Origin of the sequence: Bradyrhizobium sp. 2TAF24 (assembly GCF_052115025.1) — a bacterium.
Classification (GTDB): domain Bacteria; phylum Pseudomonadota; class Alphaproteobacteria; order Rhizobiales; family Xanthobacteraceae; genus Bradyrhizobium_A.
Map to the genome: position 1 here is coordinate 25850 of NZ_JBFRFW010000032.1, position 18041 is coordinate 43890.

General features: G+C 65.4%; 16 protein-coding genes. 2 read left to right on the forward strand and 14 right to left on the reverse strand.

Going from position 1 to position 18041, the window contains the following annotated elements; genetic code table 11:
• Positions 1-16 precede the first annotated feature (16 nt).
• The 9 genes from AB4Z37_RS30955 to AB4Z37_RS30995 form a co-directional block, all read right to left on the reverse strand.
• Positions 17-1240, reverse strand: coding sequence for a phenylacetate--CoA ligase family protein (locus tag AB4Z37_RS30955; RefSeq protein WP_441520516.1), 1224 nt, complete (start codon positions 1238-1240; stop codon positions 17-19).
• 187 nt (positions 1241-1427) lie between these two features.
• The gene (locus tag AB4Z37_RS30960; protein WP_441520517.1) at positions 1428-2267 is read right to left on the reverse strand and encodes an ABC transporter ATP-binding protein; all 840 of its coding nucleotides are present in this window, start codon (positions 2265-2267) and stop codon (positions 1428-1430) included.
• A gap of 172 nt (positions 2268-2439) precedes the next feature.
• On the reverse strand, positions 2440-3720 hold the full coding sequence (locus AB4Z37_RS30965; RefSeq protein WP_441520518.1) for an ABC transporter substrate-binding protein: 1281 nt from the start codon (positions 3718-3720) through the stop codon (positions 2440-2442).
• Positions 3721-3755: 35 nt separating this feature from the next.
• On the reverse strand, positions 3756-4829 hold the full coding sequence (locus AB4Z37_RS30970) for a branched-chain amino acid ABC transporter permease (RefSeq protein WP_441520519.1): 1074 nt from the start codon (positions 4827-4829) through the stop codon (positions 3756-3758).
• A gap of 181 nt (positions 4830-5010) precedes the next feature.
• A complete protein-coding gene (locus AB4Z37_RS30975) occupies positions 5011-5904 on the reverse strand; it encodes a branched-chain amino acid ABC transporter permease (protein ID WP_441520520.1) in 894 nt (297 codons plus the stop codon).
• An 8-nt stretch (positions 5905-5912) separates the two neighbouring features.
• Positions 5913-7844: a long-chain fatty acid--CoA ligase gene (locus AB4Z37_RS30980; RefSeq protein WP_441520521.1), complete on the reverse strand. Its 1932-nt coding sequence runs from the start codon at positions 7842-7844 to the stop codon at positions 5913-5915.
• The gene (locus tag AB4Z37_RS30985) at positions 7841-8644 is read right to left on the reverse strand and encodes an ABC transporter ATP-binding protein (RefSeq protein ID WP_441520531.1); all 804 of its coding nucleotides are present in this window, start codon (positions 8642-8644) and stop codon (positions 7841-7843) included. Before AB4Z37_RS30985 ends, AB4Z37_RS30980 begins: the two co-directional genes overlap by 4 nt.
• Positions 8645-9071: 427 nt before the next feature.
• Positions 9072-9554 carry a hypothetical protein gene (locus AB4Z37_RS30990; RefSeq protein ID WP_441520522.1) on the reverse strand — a complete coding sequence of 161 codons (483 nt, stop codon included), beginning with the start codon at positions 9552-9554 and terminating at the stop codon, positions 9072-9074.
• Positions 9555-9722: 168 nt separating this feature from the next.
• Complete coding sequence (locus AB4Z37_RS30995; RefSeq protein WP_441520523.1) at positions 9723-9845, reverse strand: hypothetical protein; 123 nt, start codon at positions 9843-9845, stop codon at positions 9723-9725.
• Positions 9846-10579: 734 nt separating this feature from the next.
• Here AB4Z37_RS30995 and AB4Z37_RS31000 point away from each other — a divergent pair.
• Positions 10580-11143, forward strand: coding sequence for a TetR/AcrR family transcriptional regulator (locus tag AB4Z37_RS31000; RefSeq protein WP_441520524.1), 564 nt, complete (start codon positions 10580-10582; stop codon positions 11141-11143).
• Between the two features lie 209 nt (positions 11144-11352).
• Here AB4Z37_RS31000 and AB4Z37_RS31005 read toward each other — a convergent pair whose 3' ends face one another.
• The 5 genes from AB4Z37_RS31005 to AB4Z37_RS31025 form a co-directional block, all read right to left on the reverse strand.
• Complete coding sequence (locus AB4Z37_RS31005; protein WP_441520525.1) at positions 11353-12048, reverse strand: ABC transporter ATP-binding protein; 696 nt, start codon at positions 12046-12048, stop codon at positions 11353-11355.
• Positions 12048-12812, reverse strand: coding sequence for an ABC transporter ATP-binding protein (locus AB4Z37_RS31010; RefSeq protein WP_211963599.1), 765 nt, complete (start codon positions 12810-12812; stop codon positions 12048-12050). Before AB4Z37_RS31010 ends, AB4Z37_RS31005 begins: the two co-directional genes overlap by 1 nt.
• Positions 12809-14110, reverse strand: coding sequence for a branched-chain amino acid ABC transporter permease (locus tag AB4Z37_RS31015; protein WP_211963602.1), 1302 nt, complete (start codon positions 14108-14110; stop codon positions 12809-12811). Before AB4Z37_RS31015 ends, AB4Z37_RS31010 begins: the two co-directional genes overlap by 4 nt.
• Positions 14107-15048, reverse strand: a complete 942-nt coding sequence (locus AB4Z37_RS31020; protein ID WP_441520526.1) for a branched-chain amino acid ABC transporter permease — start codon at positions 15046-15048, stop codon at positions 14107-14109. The genes AB4Z37_RS31015 and AB4Z37_RS31020 overlap by 4 nt, the downstream gene beginning before the upstream one ends.
• A gap of 185 nt (positions 15049-15233) precedes the next feature.
• A complete protein-coding gene (locus tag AB4Z37_RS31025) occupies positions 15234-16466 on the reverse strand; it encodes a branched-chain amino acid ABC transporter substrate-binding protein (RefSeq protein WP_441520527.1) in 1233 nt (410 codons plus the stop codon).
• Between the two features lie 376 nt (positions 16467-16842).
• Here AB4Z37_RS31025 and fcl point away from each other — a divergent pair, with 376 nt between their 5' ends.
• Positions 16843-17787: a GDP-L-fucose synthase gene (fcl, locus tag AB4Z37_RS31030; protein ID WP_441520532.1), complete on the forward strand. Its 945-nt coding sequence runs from the start codon at positions 16843-16845 to the stop codon at positions 17785-17787.
• Positions 17788-18041: the final 254 nt, after the last annotated feature.

The following is an 18041-nucleotide window of genomic DNA, read 5'->3' on the forward strand; positions in this document are numbered from 1 at the left end:
GGAAGAGTTTTTGACTCTACCGCTCGTCGGCGATCACCTTGCCGTCGTTCGGCAGCGAGCCTGGTGTCACCAGGTCGACGGCGCCGCGCAGCTTGGTGACGCCTTGCAGCGTGGCTGCGACGGCACTGCGCAGCGCGTCGCTGATGTCGGCGGCTTCGGCCCTCAGCGTCATGGCATCGGTCTCGCCGGCGCGGCTGACCACGAGGCGCAGCCGGCCGAGCTCGGGATGGCGGCGGCCGACATCGGCGATCTGCTCGGGCCGCACGAACATGCCCTTGACCTTGGCGGTCTGGTCGGCGCGACCCATCCAGCCCTTGATGCGCATGTTGGTGCGGCCGCAGGGGCTGACGTCCGGCAGGGCCGCCGTGAGATCGCCGAGCGCAAGACGGATCCAGGGATGGTGCTGACAGAGCGAGGTGACGACGATCTCGCCGACATCGCCGTCGCGCACGGGCGTGCCGGTGCCGGGCTGCACGATCTCCAGGATGAGATCCTCGTTGACCACGAGGCCGTCGCGTGCCGGCGTCTCATAGGCGATGAAGCCGAGATCGGCGGTGGCGAACGCCTGGTAAGCGTCGATGCCGCGCGTCCTGAATTCGTCCTGCAGCGACTTGGGAAACGCCGCGCCGGACACCACCGCGCGGCGGATCGAGGACACATCGCGCCCGGCGGTGGCGGCGGCATCGAGCAGGATCTTGAGGAAATCGGGCGTGCCGCAATAGGCGGTCGGCCGGTAGGCCTCGATCAGCTCGAACTGCTGCTCGGTGTTGCCCGGGCCTGCCGGGATCACCGCGCAGCCGAGCGCGCGCGCCGCGCCGTCGAAGATGAAGCCGCCGGGGGTGAGATGATAGCTGAAGGTGTTGAGCACGACGTCGCCCGGTCGCAGTCCCGCAGCATGGAGGCAGCGTGCGCCGCGCCACGGATCGGCCGCAGCCGGCTCGGGCTCGAAGATCGGACCCGGCGAGGTGAACAGGCGGCCGAACGCGCCTGGCGGCGCGTGCACGAAGCCGCCGAACGGCGGCTTGCCCTTGTGCAGCGCCGGCAGGTCGGATTTGCGCAGCACGGGCAGCCGCGCCAGCGCCGCGCGGTCGGTCACGCCGGCCGGATCGACGCCGGCGAGGTGCTCGGCATAAGCCGGCGCGGCCATCGCCTTGCGCAGCACGTCGGGCAGGCGGCCGAACAGCTCGGCATCGCGCTCGGCCGGGGAGCGGGTCTCGCGGGTGTCGTAGTGGTTGGTCATGGCCGCTCTTTCGCTTCTGTCCTGTCGTTCTGCTCATGGTGAGGAGCGCAGCAAAACCGCGCGTCTCGAACCATGTGGCCGAGGCGTTGCTATCGTTGAGGCCTCACCCGTCGAGACGCCTGCCGTGCAGGCTGCTCAGGATGAGGAAGGTTTGCCGCACGGCGCGGGGCCGGGCTTCACGAAATCCTCACAGCCAGCGCTTGCGGCGCTTGAAGCTCTTGAGGTTCTTGAAGCTCTTGCGCTGGTCGCCGGCGCCGCCGAGGTAGAATTCCTTGACGTCCTCGTTGTCGCGGAGATCGTCGGCGGTGCCGTCGAGCACCACCTTGCCCTGTTCCATGATGTAGCCGTGGTTCGCCACCGACAGCGCGGCGCGGGCGTTCTGCTCGACCAGCAGGATGGTGACGCCGAGGTCGCGGTTGATCTGGCGGATGATGCCGAACACTTCCTTGACCAGCAGCGGGGACAGGCCCATCGACGGCTCGTCCATCAGGATCATCTTGGGCCGCGCCATCAGCGCGCGGCCGATCGCCAGCATCTGCTGTTCGCCGCCGGAGAGATAGCCGGCAAGGCCGGTGCGCTCCTTCAGCCGCGGGAAATAGTTGTAGACCATTTCGATGTCGCGCTCGACCTCACGGTCGCGCCGCGTGAAGGCGCCGAGCCGCAGGTTCTCGAGCGAGGTCATGTCGGAGACGATGCGGCGGCCCTCCATCACCTGGAAGATGCCGCGCCGCACGATCTTGTCGGGATCGATGCCATTGATGCGCTCGCCGTCGAACACGATGTCGCCGCGGGTGACCTCGCCGTCCTCGGTCTTGAGCAGGCCCGAGATCGCCTTGAGTGTGGTGGACTTGCCGGCGCCGTTGGCGCCGAGCAGCGCCACGATGGCGCCGCGCGGCACGTCGAGGCTCAAGCCCCGCAGCACCAGGATGACGTCGTCATAGATCACTTCGATGTTTTTCACCGACAGCAGCGGCGCCGGTGCCGTGGACGGCGTCGGTCCGGTGGACGGTTGGGGAGCCTGCAACATCGTGATCCTCGGTTCAGGGGTGAAGCCGCCCGACCTTGGTCGGGCAGCATGTCCTGTGTCAGCTCCTCATGGTGAGAAGCGCGGCGCCGCCGCGCGTCTCGAACCATGGGGCCTCATCCCTGCGAGACGCGGCCGCTGGCCGCTCCTCAGGATGAGGAGAAGCGCGGCGCGCTTACCAGCCCAGCCACTCGGGCTTGCGCGGCAGTTCGACGGTCTTGACCTTCTCCAGCTTGATGACGCCCTTGGCCATCAGGTCGTTGAGGTCGCCGTCGGTCGAACCCGTGACCTTCGCCCGGTAGAGATCGACCTTCATCGTGCCGCGATGATCCTTGTCGGTCCAGGTCGACGGGCTGCAGACGCCCTCGAGGCCGGCCGGCACCCAGTCCTTCTTCTGATAGAAGCCCTTCACCACGTTGTCGCCGGTCGCGCCCCCGTTCTTGAGGGCCCAGTCGAGCGCTTCCTTGGTGTAGAGCGCGGCGCAGACCGCGGCGACATAATGCACCGGCCGATAGATCTTGCCGGTCGGGTCGGACATCTTGGAAATCTCCATCACCGTCTTCATGCCCGGCGCGTTGCCGCCCCAGCCGACCGCGGTGCGCAGCGGGAAGATCACGCCATCGGCGGCTTCGCCCGCGGCCTTCGCCGCATTCTCGTCCATGCCCCAGACGTTGCTCAGGAACTGGACGTCGACGCCGGCTGCCTTGCAGGCCTTCATCACCGAGATGCCGGAGGCGGCGGTGTTGCCGAGATAGGCGTAGTTGGCGCCGGAGCTCTTCAGGCTGAGGCACTGGGCGCTGTAATCGCCCGGCGTCATCGTGAACACCAGCGGCGGCAGCACATCGAAGCCGAGCTCCTTGGCCATGGCCTCGCCGGCTTCCTTCGGCGCGTTCGGGTAGGGGTGGTTGGCGCCCATGTGCACGAACTTCGGCTTGCCCGCCTTGCCCTTGGCTTTCCAGTCCTCCGCCGCCCAGGTCAGCTCGGCGCGCAGCGCATCCGAATAGGTCGGTCCATAGAAGAAGTTGTAGGGCGCCGCCTTCGCCTTGCCGCCGGCACCGGTCGGATCGGCGATCGCCGCGGCATAGGAGCCGGAGATATAGGGGATCTTGTCCTGGGTCAGGAAGCCGCTGAGCGCTTCGGTGTCGGCCGTGCCCCAGCCCATGATCAGGGCGACCTTGTCGCTGCCGGACCACTTCTTGTACTGCGCCACCGCGCGCGGCACCTGGTAGCCATAATCGACGGTGTCGACGTCGAGTTTGGCGCCGTTGATGCCGCCGTTCTTGTTGAGCCAGGCGAAGGTGTCGGCGACGGCCTGGCCGAACGGCGTGCCGACGTCGGCGGTGCCGCCGGAATAGTCGGCAAGGTGTCCGATCTTGACGGGCGACTGCGCCAGCGCGCCGCTGCCCGCGAGCAGCAGCGCGACCGCGGCCGTGCCGAGGGTGGTCTTGATGGTCATGAACGTATCCTCCTTTTTTGATCTTTCACATTGTTCTAGTGGGAGAACGGATAGAGCTTCCAGTAGGCCTTGATCTGGCGCCAGCGGTGCGCAAGGCCATCCGGTTCGAAGATCAGGAACAGGATGATGATCAGGCCGACGGCGATCTCGCGCAGGAAGGTCAGGTTGTTGTTGAGCTGCAGCGCCTGGTCGATGGACGAGCCCTTCAGCACGGCGCTCAGCCATTGCATCGATTCCGGCAGGATCACCACGAACGCGGTGCCCATCAGCGTGCCCATGATCGAGCCGGTGCCGCCGATGATCACCATGGCGAGGAACAGGATCGAGCGGTCGATGCCGAAGCCCTCGTTGGAGACCACGAGCTGGTAGTGCGCATAGAGCGCGCCGCCGACGCCGGCGAAGAACGCGGCGAGGCCGAACGACAGCGTGCGGTACTTGGTGAGGTTGATGCCCATGATCTCGGCGGAGAGATAGTGGTCGCGCACCGCCACCAGCGCACGACCGTCGCGGGTGCGCATCAGGTTGGTCACCAGGATGAAGCTTGCGATGACATAGGCCAGCACGACGTAGAAATACTGCCGGTCGCCGTTGACGACATAGCCGAAGATCGAGAACGGCTCGGCCATCGCCGGCACGCTGCCGCCGGTGAACCATTCGGCGCGCGAGAAGAAGTCGAGCAGGATGTACTGTGCCGCCAGCGTGGCGATGGCGAGGTACAGCCCCTTGAGCCGCGCCGCCGGCAGGCCGAAGACGAGGCCGACCAGCGCGGTGACGGCCCCCGACAGCGGGATGGCGAAGAACGCCGGCACCGACAGCTTGCTGGAGAGGTAGGCCGAGGTGAAGGCGCCGAACAGGAAGAACGCGGCGTGGCCGATCGAGATCTGGCCGGTGAAGCCGACCAGGATGTTGAGCCCGAGGGCGGCAATACCGAACATGCCGATCTGGATCAGGATCGCGACCCAGTAGTCGCTGATCAGCCAGGGCGCGATCGCCACCAGCACGATGCCGAGGATCGCGGCGTTGCGGCTGGTGACCGTCGGGAAAATGGTGGTGTCGGCCGCATACGAGGTGCGGAAGTCGCCGGCAGGAAGGAGGGACTGGTTCGCCATGATCAGGCCTCCTGTGCGAGGGGCTGTGGCCTCATGGTCCGAGACGCGCGTGCCGCGCTCCTCACCATGAGGAGTTGTCCCTTCCAGCTGGGGAATTTCCCCTCATCCTGAGGAGCGGCCCCTTGGCCGCGTCTCGAAGGATGAGGCCCGTGAGCCGAGATCATTGCCATATTGCCGCTCATCAGATCCGCTCGATGTCCTTGGTGCCGAACAGGCCGTAGGGCTTGATCATCAGGATGATGATCAGCACGTAGAACGGCGCGATTTCGAACAGGTTGCCCCAGTGCAGGTACTCGCCGTCGACGAACTGGGCGATGTTTTCCAGCAGGCCGATGATGATGCCGCCGATCACCGAGCCGGCGATGCTGTCGAGGCCGCCGAGGATCACGGCCGGGAACACCTTGATGCCGTAGGCGGACAGGCCCGACGACACGCCGTTGACCACGGCGACGACGATGCCGGCGACCGCCGACACGGTGGCGGAGATCGCCCATGCCATGGCGAACACGCTCTTGACGGAGATGCCGAGCGACTGCGCCACCTGCTGGTTGAAGGCGGTGGCGCGCATGGCGAGGCCATACTTGGAGACGCGGAAGAACCACGCCATGCCGCCCATCATCGCCACGGAGACCACAAGGCTCAGCACATAGACGGTCTGCAGCTGGAAGCCGGCGAAGCTCACCGTCTGGCTGGCGAAGATCTGCGGGAACGGCTGCGGGTTGACGCCGAACATCCACTTCATCAGCGCCTGCAGGATGGTCGACAGTGCGATCGTCACCATGATCACCGAGATGATCGGCTCGCCGATCATCGGCCTGAGCACAACGAGTTGCACCGCGATGCCGAACGCGAACATGAACACCAGGGTGATCGGCATGCCCAGCCAGAACGGCACCTGGTACTTGGTCAGCAGCGCCCAGCACACCCAGGCGCCGACCAGCAGCAGTTCGCCCTGGGCGAAGTTGACGACCTGGGTCGCCTTGTAGATCAGCACGAACGACATCGCGACGACGCCATACAGCGTGCCGACCACGAGGCCGTTGACGAGAAGCTGGATCAGCAGGTGGGTGTTCATCGCGCGTCCTACTCGGCAGCTTCGGCGAAGGGGCGGCCGCCCGCGAGGTCGACCACGGTCAGCGTGGTGCGCACGCGCTGGGTCGAGCCGTCCTGGAAGCGGATCACGGTGTCGACGTCGATATCCGGACGGCCGGAGTAGATGGCGTCGATGATGTCGGCGTATTTCTCGTTGATCACGCCGCGGCGCACCTTGCGGGTGCGGGTCAGCTCGCCGTCGTCGGCATCGAGCTCCTTGTAGAGCAGCAGGAATTTGGCGATGCGCTGCGCCGGCGGCAGCGTTGCGTTGACGGTCTCGACCTCCTTGCGCAGCAGCGCATAGACCTCGCGGCGCGAGGCGAGGTCGGTGTAGGTCGTGAAGGCGATGCGGTGCTTCTCCGCCCATTTTGAAATGATCGAGTAGCGGATGCAGATCATCGCCGCGAGCTGGTCGCGCCCGGCGCCGAGCACCACCGCCTCGGCGATGTAGGGCGAGAACTTCAGCTTGTTCTCGATGTACTGCGGCGAGAAGCGGTCGCCGCGGGTGGTCTCGGCGAGGTCCTTGATGCGGTCGATGACGACGAGCTGGCTGTCCTTGTTGAAGTAGCCGGCATCACCCGAATACATCCAGCCGTCGCGGATGTCGGCGGTGGAGGCCTCCGGGTTCTTGTAGTAGCCGAGGAACATGTTGGGGTGGCGCACCACGATCTCGCCGACGCCATTGGCGTCCGGCGCCTCGATGCGGATCTCGATATCCCTCGCCATCGGCACGCCGGTGGTGTCGGGATCGACATGATCGGGGCGGTGCAGGGTATAGGCGCCGAGCAGCTCAGTCTGGCCGTACAGCGTGCGCAGCGGCACGCCCATGGCGCGGAAGAACTTGAAGGTGTCGGGGCCGAGAGCGGCGCCGCCGGTGGCCGCCGAGCGCAGGCGGGTGAAGCCGAGGCGGTCGCGCAATGCGCGGTACAGCACCGCATCGGCGAACGCGGAGTGGCCGCCCTGCGCCAGCGCGGCGAGGCCCGCTTTGGTGCCGACGTCGTAGAGCTTCTGCTTCAGCGGGGAGGCGTCCATCACCCGGGCGCGGACGTCGGCGGCGATCGATTCCCAGATCCGCGGCGCGAACAGCACGAAGGTCGGCGCGATCTCGCGGAAGTCGTTCATCATGGTGTCGGCGTGCTCGACGAAGTTGACCTTCATCCGGCACAGCAGGCCTTTGCCGAGCGCGTAGACCTGCTCCATGATCCAGGGCAGCGGCAGCACCGAGACGTACTCGTCGTCCGGGCCCTTGGGGTCGAAGGCGAGGTACGTCGCGCAGTGGCGCAGCACGCGCCCGGGGGCCAGCATCGCGAGCTTGGGGTTCGAGGTCGTGCCCGAGGTGGTGCAGAGGATCGCGACATCCTCGCCATGGGTGAGGTCGACCATGCGGTCGTAGAGGCCCGCGTTCACAGCGCCGTATTCGCGCCCCAGCGCCGCGAGCTTGTCGGCTTCGATCAGGCGGGGGTCGTCGTACTTGCGCATGCCGCGCGGGTCGGAATAGACGATGTGCTTGAGGTGCGGCGCGCGCTCGCCGAGCCCGAGCAGCTTGTCGACCTGCTCCTCGTCCTCGGCGAACACGATCTTGGCTTCGCCGTAGTCGAGGAGGTAGCCGACTTCCTCCTCCAGCGCGTCGCGGTACATGCCGAGGCTCATGCCGCGGATGGCATGGGCGGCGATCTCGGCGGCGACCCAGTCGGGGCGGTTGTCGCCGATGATGCCGACGACATCGCCGGCGCCGAGGCCGAGCGCGGTCATGCCCAGCGCGAAGTCATGCACCCGCGCCTGGTAATCGTTCCAGGTGAACTCGCGCCACAGCCCGAAATCCTTTTCGCGCAGCGCCACGGCGTTGCCATGCTCGGCGGCATTGAGGCGCAGCAGCTTGGGGTAGGTGTCGGCGGCGGCGACGCGGCCCGCATAGTCCATCATGCCGAGACCTCCGCCGGCTGGTCGTCGGGGCTCGTCAGCAACTCGTCCTCTTCGCCGAGATAGGCGCGCTTGACATGCGGATCGGCGAGCACCGCGGCGGGATCGCCCTCGGCGATCTTGCGGCCGAAGTCGAGCACCATGACGCGATGCGAGATATCCATCACCACGCCCATGTCGTGCTCGATCATCATTACCGTCATGCCGTACTCTTCGTTGAGGTCGACGATATAGCGGGCCATGTCCTCCTTCTCTTCGAAGTTCATGCCGGCCATCGGCTCGTCGAGCAGGATCAGGCTCGGCTCCAGCGCCATGGCGCGCGCCAGCTCGACGCGCTTGCGCAGGCCATAGGACAGCGTGCCCGCGGTCGCCTTGCGCACCGCCTGCAGGTCGAGGAAGTCGATGATCTCCTCGACCTTGCGGCGATGCTCCAGTTCCTCGCGACGCGCGCCGGTCAGCCAGTACAGCGAACCGGTGAGGAAGTTGTTGTTCAGCAGGTGGTGGCGCCCGACCATGATGTTGTCGAGCACGCTCATGTGGTGGAACAAGGCGAGATTCTGGAAGGTGCGGCCGATGCCGATGCCGGGCCGCGCATTCGGCGTCAGGCCGGTGATGTTCTTGCCGCGGTAATGCAGGCTGCCCTCGGTCGGGCGGTAGCGGCCGGAAATGCAGTTGACCATTGAGGTCTTGCCGGCGCCGTTCGGGCCGATGATCGAGAACAGCTCACCCTCGTTCACCGTAAAGCCGACGTCGGTCAGCGCGCGGACGCCGCCGAACCGCAGCGAGATGTTGCGCACTTCCAACGCGACGTTGGATTCGTCCCTGGCCAAGCTCGTCGTCTCCCCTGACGGCGCGTTTCGCGCTCTTGTTGTGGTTGGCGATTGATCGTCCGGACACGAAACCTACCCGGTTTCGGCCTGCTAACCTATTCAACGAAGGGCATAATCTTTGTCCAATCGCCGGCTCGGTCGCACGACCGATGCACCTTTCGCGGTGCGTGTGTCCGACGATGGTGCGTTCTGCTCCCATGTTATCAAAGTCGCAGGCGTTGTTCACCCGACGCTTGGATGTGTCTTCGCCCGAAACGGGGCGCAAGAATATCGCCCAGACGACATTTGGAGCGCGGCGCGGTGCGAGCGCTCTCGACCATGGTGCTGTGCACAATCAATAACGGTGCATTGCAATATGTCCGGCAGCTCGGAATGTCCGGGCGACTTCCATTCCGTGCGATCAGAGAGCGGCGCGACGCTGTCCGCCGCAGGCCGGATACCCGAAGCGCGCCACGATCTCCCGGCCGGAGATCGGGTGGAATTCGAACGTGTCCATGAAATGGTGTTCGGTGACGTACTGGCGCAGCGCCGCATTGTAAGCGCTGAGCATGTGCTGTGTCGCCGTCATGCTGATGCCGGTGCGCTGGTTGCCGCCGGCATGAAACAGCAGCGTCGCATTCGGCGTGACGCAGACATTGCGGATCGACAGGAACATGGTGCAGGCGGACTGGCAGTGGCTGTCGATGCGAAAGCGCTCACCCGAAGCGTTGTATTTCGCGATCACCTCGTCGAACAGCTGCATTTCGCCGCGGTGGGCGCCCATGCCCATGAGCTCGCCGCTGGGCTTGCGTGATGTGGAGACTGAGCCGTCGGCGTGCGCCGGCGCGATCGTAGAGGCGGTGAGGGCGCAGAAAAGGGCCGCGATCAGCCACGCGTGTCTCATGGTCACGCTTCCTTGTGGAGGATCGCTGTTGATGGGAATTCCGTCGATCGATCCCCGAGCCGAGCGAATGTCTGGCACGGCTGTGGATGTTCGACAAGACGGATCGGCGGCGCGGGCTGCGAAAGGTGCAGAGGTGTCCGGGTCAACAATCCGTCACGGACGACTGACTTAAAATGCAGCCAGTCGCACGTGGGCTTCCTGCATCGCGCGGGTGATGCTGCGGGTGTCGTCGCAGCCGTCGCCCAGCGCGTGATTGGTGCAGGTGCGGTCGGAGTAGGTGTTCGCGATCATCCGGCGTTCACKGGCGGCGCGCTCTCGGGCGCAACAGATATTCGATGGGCGTGTCGCGCGGGTTGTCGGATCAGCGCAACGCGGGGCGTTGGGGGCAGAAGGCAATGCCGGAAATGATTGCGCTCGCGGAAAGTACCGTGTACTTATAGTACACACTTATGGTACATGGTGCTGCCGTGATCGCTTTCAGACTCCTCTTGACGGTCCCTGTTGTGGTGCTGCTCACCCAACCGTTGTGGGCGCCCGAATGGGGAGCCGGCATTCTTGCTGAAGTCGGAGGCCTCACGCCGATGGGGGCGGCCGCCATCGTGCTCTTTTTCTTTGGGCTTGTGGCTCTTTACTGCGTCAGCCTGCAGCGGTTGTTGCTTGCAATTCCCCCGACCGGTCGCGCCATATCGCCAAGCTCGATATGGCTCATGTTTGCGATCCCGTACAATTTCGTCGAAGACTTCTTTATTGTTGGAGCATTAGCGAAATCGTTGAGGAATGATGACCGGATCCGCGCGAGCAGTCGGAGCTTTTGGCTATTCCTCGGTATGGCCTGGTGCAGTTTTCAGATTGTGTCACTTCTTCCAGGATCAGTCGGGATCGTGAGCGGTGGCCTTGCCCTTCTGCTATGGTTGGCGCATTGGGTGCTCACCGAATGCATGACACGGTCTCCGGTCGGGTCCTCAGCTGACGCAAAGTCTTCTGATACGAGTATGCGAAGTCCTGACTTTCCAACGTGATATCGAATGCCGCTGCCACGCTTCGATCGCCTTCCCGCCGCAACACGAGCTGCGTTTCTCGCGGTCGCACGCGCGCATTTTGCGAGCGAGGGGCGTGACGGCGCCTCAATCAACAAGATCATCGAGGACACCGGCTTCTCGAAAACCTCTGCCTACAACTACTTCGACGGTAAGGACGACCTCTTCGAGACGGTTCTAACGGACACATTCCGTCGCATCAGCGACGTGCTTGGCGAGTGGCGCGTTACCGACAATGAGGCGGCGCTCTGGGCGAACTTCCACAGCGCAAATGAGAGGGTCAATCGCTTCCTTCTCGACAACCCAAACGACCGATTGTTGCTCCAGTACGATACGACGCCGGCGGAGCCCGCGGGCTGGTTGCATGCCTTTTTCTCCAATGCGGTCGAAATCGGCCTTGTCGACATTACGCCGGGGGCTGATTTGCTCGAGCGAGCCACGTTGGCAGTGCTGCGATCATTCGATGACTGGACGCTCGACCGGTTTCCAGAAGCAGCCAGCGCTCAGGCGACCGTGGAGCAACTTTTGCGCCGTCTCTGGACACGGCGATAAACCACCACAAGACCAACGCTGCTCACCCGTTGTTCGAGCGGGAAAAGTTGCTGGAGGAGCAAGAGCAGACCGGAACATGGAAACGCAGGCGCGCCGGGGCATGGTCTGGGAGCGCGGTGGCGGAACGATCCTCGAACAGTCAGATATTGCCGCCGCAGCGCAAAGCCGAGTTGCTGTGCTCAGGGCGACGGATCGCACATGATCGCAGGCTAGACCTCCAGCCACTCCTTGCGCACGCTGGCGTTACCCTTGAGATCGGCGGGGGTGCCCTCGAACACCACCCGGCCGTGGCCCATCACATAGACGCGGTGGGAGATGCGCATGGCGATCGACAGCTTCTGCTCGACCAGCAGGATGGCGACGCCGCGGCGGGCGATCTCGGCGATGAGGTCGCCGACCTGCTGCACGATCAGCGGCGCCAGCCCTTCGGTCGGCTCGTCGATCATGATCAGCTCGGGATCGCCCATCATGGTGCGGCAGATGGTCAGCATCTGCTTCTCGCCGCCGGACAGCACGCCCGCGGCGGTGTCGGCGCGGGCGGCGAGATTCGGGAACATGGCGAGCATGTCGTCGAGCTTCCACTTGCCGGGCTTGCGCGGATCCTTGACCCCCATCAGCAGGTTCTGCCGCACCGTCAGGGTGGGGAAGATGTCGCGGTTCTCCGGCACGTAGCCGAGGCCGAGGCGGGCGATGCGGTGGTTGGGCAGGCCGGCGATGTCCTGGCCCTTGAAGCGGATGGCGCCGTGGGGCGCGACCTCGCCCATGATCGCCTTCACCGTGGTGGAGCGGCCGACACCGTTGCGCCCGAGCAGGCTGACCACCTCGCCGGCGTCGACATGCATGTCGACACCCTGCAGGATGTGGCTCTTGCCGTAATAGGCGTGCAGATCGCTGACCTCCAGCATCAGGCGGCCTCCTCGCCGAGATAGGCTTCCTTGACCTTGGGGTTGTTGCGGATCTCCTCGGGCGTGCCGGAGGCGATGATCTGGCCGTAGACCAGCACCGAGATGCGGTCGGCGAGGCCGAACACCACGCTCATGTCGTGCTCGACGATCACCAGCGTGCGCCCCTCGGTGAGGCGGCGGATCAGCGCCACGGCGCGCTCGGTCTCGGCATGGCTCATGCCAGCGGTCGGTTCGTCGAGCAGGATGACGTCGGCGCCGCCGGCCGTGGTGATGCCGATCTCCAGCGCGCGCTGTTCGGCATAGGTCAGCAGGCCTGCCGGCACGTCGCGCCGCGCGGTGAGGCCGATGTCCTCGAGGATGCGCTCGGTGCGCTCGCGCACGGCGGGCAGGCGGTCGACATTCTTCCAGAACGCGTAGCGCTGGCCGCTCGCCCACAGCACCGCGCAGCGCACGTTCTCCCACACGCTCATGTTGGCGAACACGTTGGTGACCTGGAAGCTGCGCGACAGGCCGCGGCGGTTGATCTGGTAGGGCGGCAGGCCGGAGATCACCTGGTCGCGCAGCAGGATCTCGCCGGAGGTCGGCGTGATGTAGCCGCTGATCAGGTTGAAGGTGGTCGACTTGCCGGCGCCGTTCGGGCCGATCACCGCATGGCGCTCGCCCTGGGCGATGGAGAGGTTGAGGTCGCGGATGATGGCGACGTTGCCGAAGCTCTTGCTGACGTGGCGGACGGTAATGGCCGCGGGGGTGGAGGACGATGTCATGCCGCGATCCCTTTCTCGCGCGCCGCGGTCAGGGCGTCGTCCCAGGCCCGGGCGACATACGCCCAGGTCCGCCGCGCCAGCAGGTAGCCGACGATCATCAGTGCGGCCGCCAGCCCCCAGATCAGCGGGCTCGCCGCATCGAAGCGCATGCCGAAGGCCTGGATGACCGGATCGTCCGAGGCATTGACGGTGTGGTGGACGACGATCTCGATGGCGAGCACGAGGCCGCCGAGCATGGCGAGCGTGGGCACCAGTGCCACGAGGTAGGCGCGCAGCACCGGCATCATCTGCCCGGAGCGCAGCAGCGGGCGGTGCTTCATCAGGACACCGGCGATGCCGCCGGGCGCGAACGCCACCACGGCGATGAAGATCAGGCCGAAATAGAGCTGCCACACCGAGGTGAGGTCGGACAGCACCAGCGACAGATAGGTGACGAAGATCGCGCCGAGGATCGGGCCGACGAAGAAGCCGATGCCGCCGATATAGGCGGCGAGCAGCACGACGCCGGATTGCGTGGCGCCGAGATAGGCGGAGTTGGCGATCTCGAAATTGACTGCCGACAGCGCCCCGGCGATGCCGGCGAAGAAGCCGGAGAAGCAGAACGCGATGTAGCGCACCACATGCGGGTCGTAGCCGACGAACTGCACCCGCTCGGGGTTGTCGCGCACCGCATTGCACATGCGGCCGAGCGGCGTGCGGGTCAGGGCGTACATCGCGATCATGGCGATCAGCGTCCAGGCGGCGACCAGGTAGTAGACCTGGATCTGCGGGCCGAAGCTCCAGTCGAACAGCCGGAACAGCTTGGCGCGGTTGGTGGTGATGCCGGCCTCGCCGCCGAAGAAGCTGCGCAGGATCAGCGCCGAGGAGGCGACGAGCTCGCCGACGCCGAGCGAGATCATGGCGAAGGCGGTGCCGCTGCGCCGCGTCGACACCCAGCCCAACGCCATGGCGAACACGAGGCCGGCGAAGCCGCCGATCAGCGGCACCAGCGGCAGCGGCACCGGCAGCTTGGAGGTGATGATCAGGTTCATGCCGTGCACGGCGAGAAAGCCGCCGAGCCCGTAATAGACCGCATGGCCGAACGACAGCATGCCGGTCTGCCCGAGCAGGATATTGTAGGACAGCGCGAAGATGATGGCGATGCCCATCAGGCTCAGCGTGGTCAGCGAGGCGCCGGAGGAGAATATCCGCGGCATCACCAGCAGGGCGACCACGACGGCGAGCCACAGCCCGTAGAAGCGGACATTATCCGACAGGATAGCGCGGGCACGGGGCGCGTGGGACGAAATCTCGCTCATGTTTCACGCGTTCCCAGCAGGCCCATCGGGCGCAAGATCAGGATCAGCACCAGCAGCACATAAGGCAGGATCGGCGCGACCTGGGCGACGGTGACGTTCCAGACGTCGGCGAGCAGGGTGTGGCCGGGCCCGAGCGGGCCGAACACGCTCGCCAGCGAGCCGTTGATGGAGACGGCGAAGGTCTGCAAAAGGCCGATCAGCAGCGAGGCGATGAACGCGCCCGGCAGAGAGCCGAGGCCACCGACCACCACCACCACGAACAGGATCGGACCAAGCAGCCCGGCCATGTTCGACTGCGTCACCAGCGCCGGGCCGGCGATGACGCCGGCAACCGCCGCGAGCGCGGTGCCGAAGCCGAACACCAGCATGAAGATGCGCCCGACATTGTGGCCGAGATGACCGACCATGTGCGGATGGGTCAGGGCCGCCTGCACGATCATGCCGACCCGCGTCTTCTTCAGGCCGATCAGCAGCGCGGCGAAGATCGCCACCGCGACCGCCAGCATGAAGATTTTGTAGGCGGGATAGTTGGTCGAGAAGATCGTGAACGCCGGGAAGTCGAGCACGGCGGGAACGCGGTAGTCCATCGGGCTCTTGCCCCAGATCATCTGCACCACTTCCTCGATGGCGTAGGCGAGACCGAAGGTGAACAAGAGTTCGGCGACATGGCCGTTCTTGTGGACGTTGCGCAGGCCATAGCGCTCCACCGCCGCGCCCAGCGCACCGGCGAGCACGGGCGCGATGATCAGCGCCGGCCAGAAGCCGAACCAGCGGCTGAGCTGGAAGCCGAAGAACGCGCCGAGCATGTAGAAGCTGGCATGGGCGAAGTTGAGCACGCCGAGCATGCTGAAGATGACGGTGAGGCCACTCGCCATCAGGAACAGCAGCATGCCGTAGAGGATGCCGTTCAGGGTGGAGGTGATGATCAGCTCGAGCAAAAGGGTCTCCTGCGTTCCCGTCCGCAAATCTCTCCTCACGGTGAGGAGCGCGGCAGAGCCGCGCGTCTCGAACCATGAGGCCCCGAAAGCGCCGGTGGTGTCGGCCCCGGCCTCATCCTTGGAGACGGCTGCTGCGCAGCCTCCTCAGGATGAGGAGCGAGGTCGACGCTTCAGCGCGTCCGGACTTACGGCCGGTCCATCTTGCAGGTGGTCGGCAGTACGGTGTTGTTGGCGTCGAGCTTGGCGACGAGCTTCCAGCCCCAGCCGGTCTTTTCCTCGTCGAACGGCTCCTTGTCGGAGCGCTCGCCGAGCGATGAGATGTACATCGGCTGGAAGAACTGGTGGTCGTCCTTGCGCATGAAGCCCTTGCCGCCGTCATAGACGTCGAACTCCATGCCCTCCAGCGCGGCCGCGACCTTCACCGGGTCGATCGACTTGGCCTTCTCGGCGGCGGCGGCCAGCATGCGCATCTCGTTGACCGCGCGCGGATAGAACAGGCTGAAGTCGTACTTGGCGCGCAGCGCCTTCTCGAAGGCGTTGGCGGGGGCGTAGTCGAGGTTCGGTACGCCTTCCGAGATCTGGAACACCTGGTGGTTGAGGCCGGCCTGCTTCACCGCGGTCGGGCCGCCGGTGCCGCCGGCATAGTAGGTGAACCAGTTGACCTTGAGGCCGGCGTCGGCGGCGGCCTTCAGCAGCAGCGCAAAATCCTGGCCCCAGTTGCCGGTGATGACGCTGTCGGCGCCGGACGCCTTGATCTTGGCGACATAGGGCGCGAAGTCGGTGATCTTGAGCAGCGGATGCAGCTCGTCGCCGACGATCTGGATGTCCGGCCGCTTCTTGGACAGCATCACCTTGGCCTGGGTGCGCACCGACTCGCCGAACGAGTAGTCCTGGTTGATCAGGTAGATCTTTTTGACCGCCGGCGTTTCCTTGATGTAGCTGGTCAGGGCTTCCATCTTGATGTCGGAGTTGGCGTCCCAGCGGAAGTGCCAGTAGCTGCACTTGTCGTTGGTCAGGACCGGATCGACGGCGGCATAGTTGAAGTACAGCACTTCCTTGCCGGGGTTGCGCTCGTTGTACTTGGTGACGAAGTCCGACAGCGCGGCGGCGACGGCCGAGCCGTTGCCTTGCGTGATGTAGCGCACGCCGGCGTCGATCGCCTTCTGCGCCTGCACCAGGCTCTCCTGCGGATTGGTCTTGTTGTCGAGCGGAACGATCTCGACCTTCTTGCCGAGGATGCCGCCCTTGGCGTTGAGCTCGTCGGCGAGAAACTGGAAGGTTTTGAGGCCGACCTCGCCGACGCTCGCCCCGCCGCCCGACAGCGGATCGATGTAGCCGATCTTCACCGTCTCCTGGGCGAGCGCGGTGGCGCCCATCAGCGGCAGCGCCAGCAGCGCCGTGATCATTGTCTTTCGCATCGTCATCCTCCTTGGACTTTTCTTGTTGGAGCGTTTCGTCCGGGTCGTCGTGACATCACGGCCACGCGGCAACGCATTTCGTGGCGCGAAATGCGTGTCCAGGGTGTCCGGATGGCTTGGCGTTTCAGGTTTTTGTTGTCGTTATGATTTTGTCGGCCGGATTGTGGTCCAAGCGATGCGGGGTGGCAAGGCCGCGATGCCGGCCTGCGGCGCTGGCGCGCAGGTCGGGTGTGGATGCCATTCCGGCGGCCGGTTCCGGCCGGGGCCGGCAGCGGCCCGGCCCGCTCAAAATCGCGTCACCGGGCAGCGCCGCAGCCGGCTGGCGCAGAATCGTCGGGTCGCCTAAATGAAGGGCACCGAGACAGAGGAAGAGACCATGGCGACGCCGCCCTATGAATTGACAGGCAAGACCGTCTATGTGGCGGGCCATCGCGGCATGGTCGGCGGCGCGCTGGTACGGCGGCTGGCGGGCGAGGGCGTGACGCTGTTGACCGCGTCCCGCGGCGAGCTCGACCTGACGGACCAGGCGGCGGTCAACCGCTGGTTCGCGGCGAAGCGGCCCCAGGCGGTGTTCTTCGCCGCCGCCAAGGTCGGCGGCATCGTCGCCAACAACACGCTTCGTGCCGAGTTCATCTATGACAACCTGATGATGGCGACCAACGTCATCCAGGCGGCGCATGTCAACGGCGCCGAGAAGCTGATGTTTCTGGGCTCGTCCTGCATCTATCCCAAGCTGGCGCCGCAACCGCTGCGTGAGGATTCGCTGCTGACCGGGCCGCTCGAGCCGACCAACGAGCCCTATGCCATCGCCAAGATCGCCGGCATCAAGCTGGTAGAAGCCTACCGTGCGCAGTATGGCAGCGATTTCGTCAGCGTCATGCCGACCAACCTCTATGGCCCCGGCGACAACTACCATCCCGAATACAGCCATGTGGTGGCGGCGCTGATCCGCCGCTTCCACGAGGCCAAGGTCGCGGGCGCGCGCGAGGTGGTGGTGTGGGGCACCGGCACCCCGCGCCGCGAATTCCTGTTCGTCGACGACATGGCGGACGCCTGCGTCCACCTGATGAAGACCTATTCCAGCCCGGACCTGATCAACATCGGTTGCGGCGAGGACATCACCATCGCCGAGTTCGCCCGCGTGGTCGCCGAGACCGTCGGCTTCGAAGGCACGATCACCTTCGACACGACAAAGCCCGACGGCACGCCGCGCAAGCTGCTCGACGTCGGCCGCCTGGCGCAGCTCGGCTGGCACGCCCGCACCTCGCTACGCGACGGCCTGCGGCTGGCGTATCAGGCGTTTCTGGAAAGGGCGGGGTAGGGCGGCGACCGCTAACGGCATATTCTGCGTCATCACCGGGCCGGCGCGTAGCGCCGTGACCCGGTGATCCAGCTTCAAAGGAAGCTCGTTACGCGGTGAGCAAGATGGATTGCCGGGTCAAGTGTTCAGTCCGGGGACATCACCGACGGGTGTTCGGAGACATAGCCGACACATCACAATACATGGACAGGCTGTTAGGGAGTCGGTCCATGCCATGGCGCAAGGTGTCGGTGATGGAGCAACGACGGGAGTTT

Coding starts and splice junctions, on each gene's coding strand:
- AB4Z37_RS30955 (WP_441520516.1), bottom strand. CDS start 1,240: ATGACCAACCACTACGACACCCGCGAGACCCGCTCCCCGGCCGAGCGC.
- AB4Z37_RS30960 (WP_441520517.1), bottom strand. CDS start 2,267: ATGTTGCAGGCTCCCCAACCGTCCACCGGACCGACGCCGTCCACGGCA.
- AB4Z37_RS30965 (WP_441520518.1), bottom strand. CDS start 3,720: ATGACCATCAAGACCACCCTCGGCACGGCCGCGGTCGCGCTGCTGCTC.
- AB4Z37_RS30970 (WP_441520519.1), bottom strand. CDS start 4,829: ATGGCGAACCAGTCCCTCCTTCCTGCCGGCGACTTCCGCACCTCGTAT.
- AB4Z37_RS30975 (WP_441520520.1), bottom strand. CDS start 5,904: ATGAACACCCACCTGCTGATCCAGCTTCTCGTCAACGGCCTCGTGGTC.
- AB4Z37_RS30980 (WP_441520521.1), bottom strand. CDS start 7,844: ATGATGGACTATGCGGGCCGCGTCGCCGCCGCCGACACCTACCCCAAG.
- AB4Z37_RS30990 (WP_441520522.1), bottom strand. CDS start 9,554: ATGAGACACGCGTGGCTGATCGCGGCCCTTTTCTGCGCCCTCACCGCC.
- AB4Z37_RS30995 (WP_441520523.1), bottom strand. CDS start 9,845: ATGATCGCGAACACCTACTCCGACCGCACCTGCACCAATCACGCGCTG.
- AB4Z37_RS31000 (WP_441520524.1), top strand. CDS start 10,580: ATGCCGCTGCCACGCTTCGATCGCCTTCCCGCCGCAACACGAGCTGCG.
- AB4Z37_RS31005 (WP_441520525.1), bottom strand. CDS start 12,048: ATGCTGGAGGTCAGCGATCTGCACGCCTATTACGGCAAGAGCCACATC.
- AB4Z37_RS31010 (WP_211963599.1), bottom strand. CDS start 12,812: ATGACATCGTCCTCCACCCCCGCGGCCATTACCGTCCGCCACGTCAGC.
- AB4Z37_RS31015 (WP_211963602.1), bottom strand. CDS start 14,110: ATGAGCGAGATTTCGTCCCACGCGCCCCGTGCCCGCGCTATCCTGTCG.
- AB4Z37_RS31025 (WP_441520527.1), bottom strand. CDS start 16,466: ATGCGAAAGACAATGATCACGGCGCTGCTGGCGCTGCCGCTGATGGGC.
- fcl (WP_441520532.1), top strand. CDS start 16,843: ATGGCGACGCCGCCCTATGAATTGACAGGCAAGACCGTCTATGTGGCG.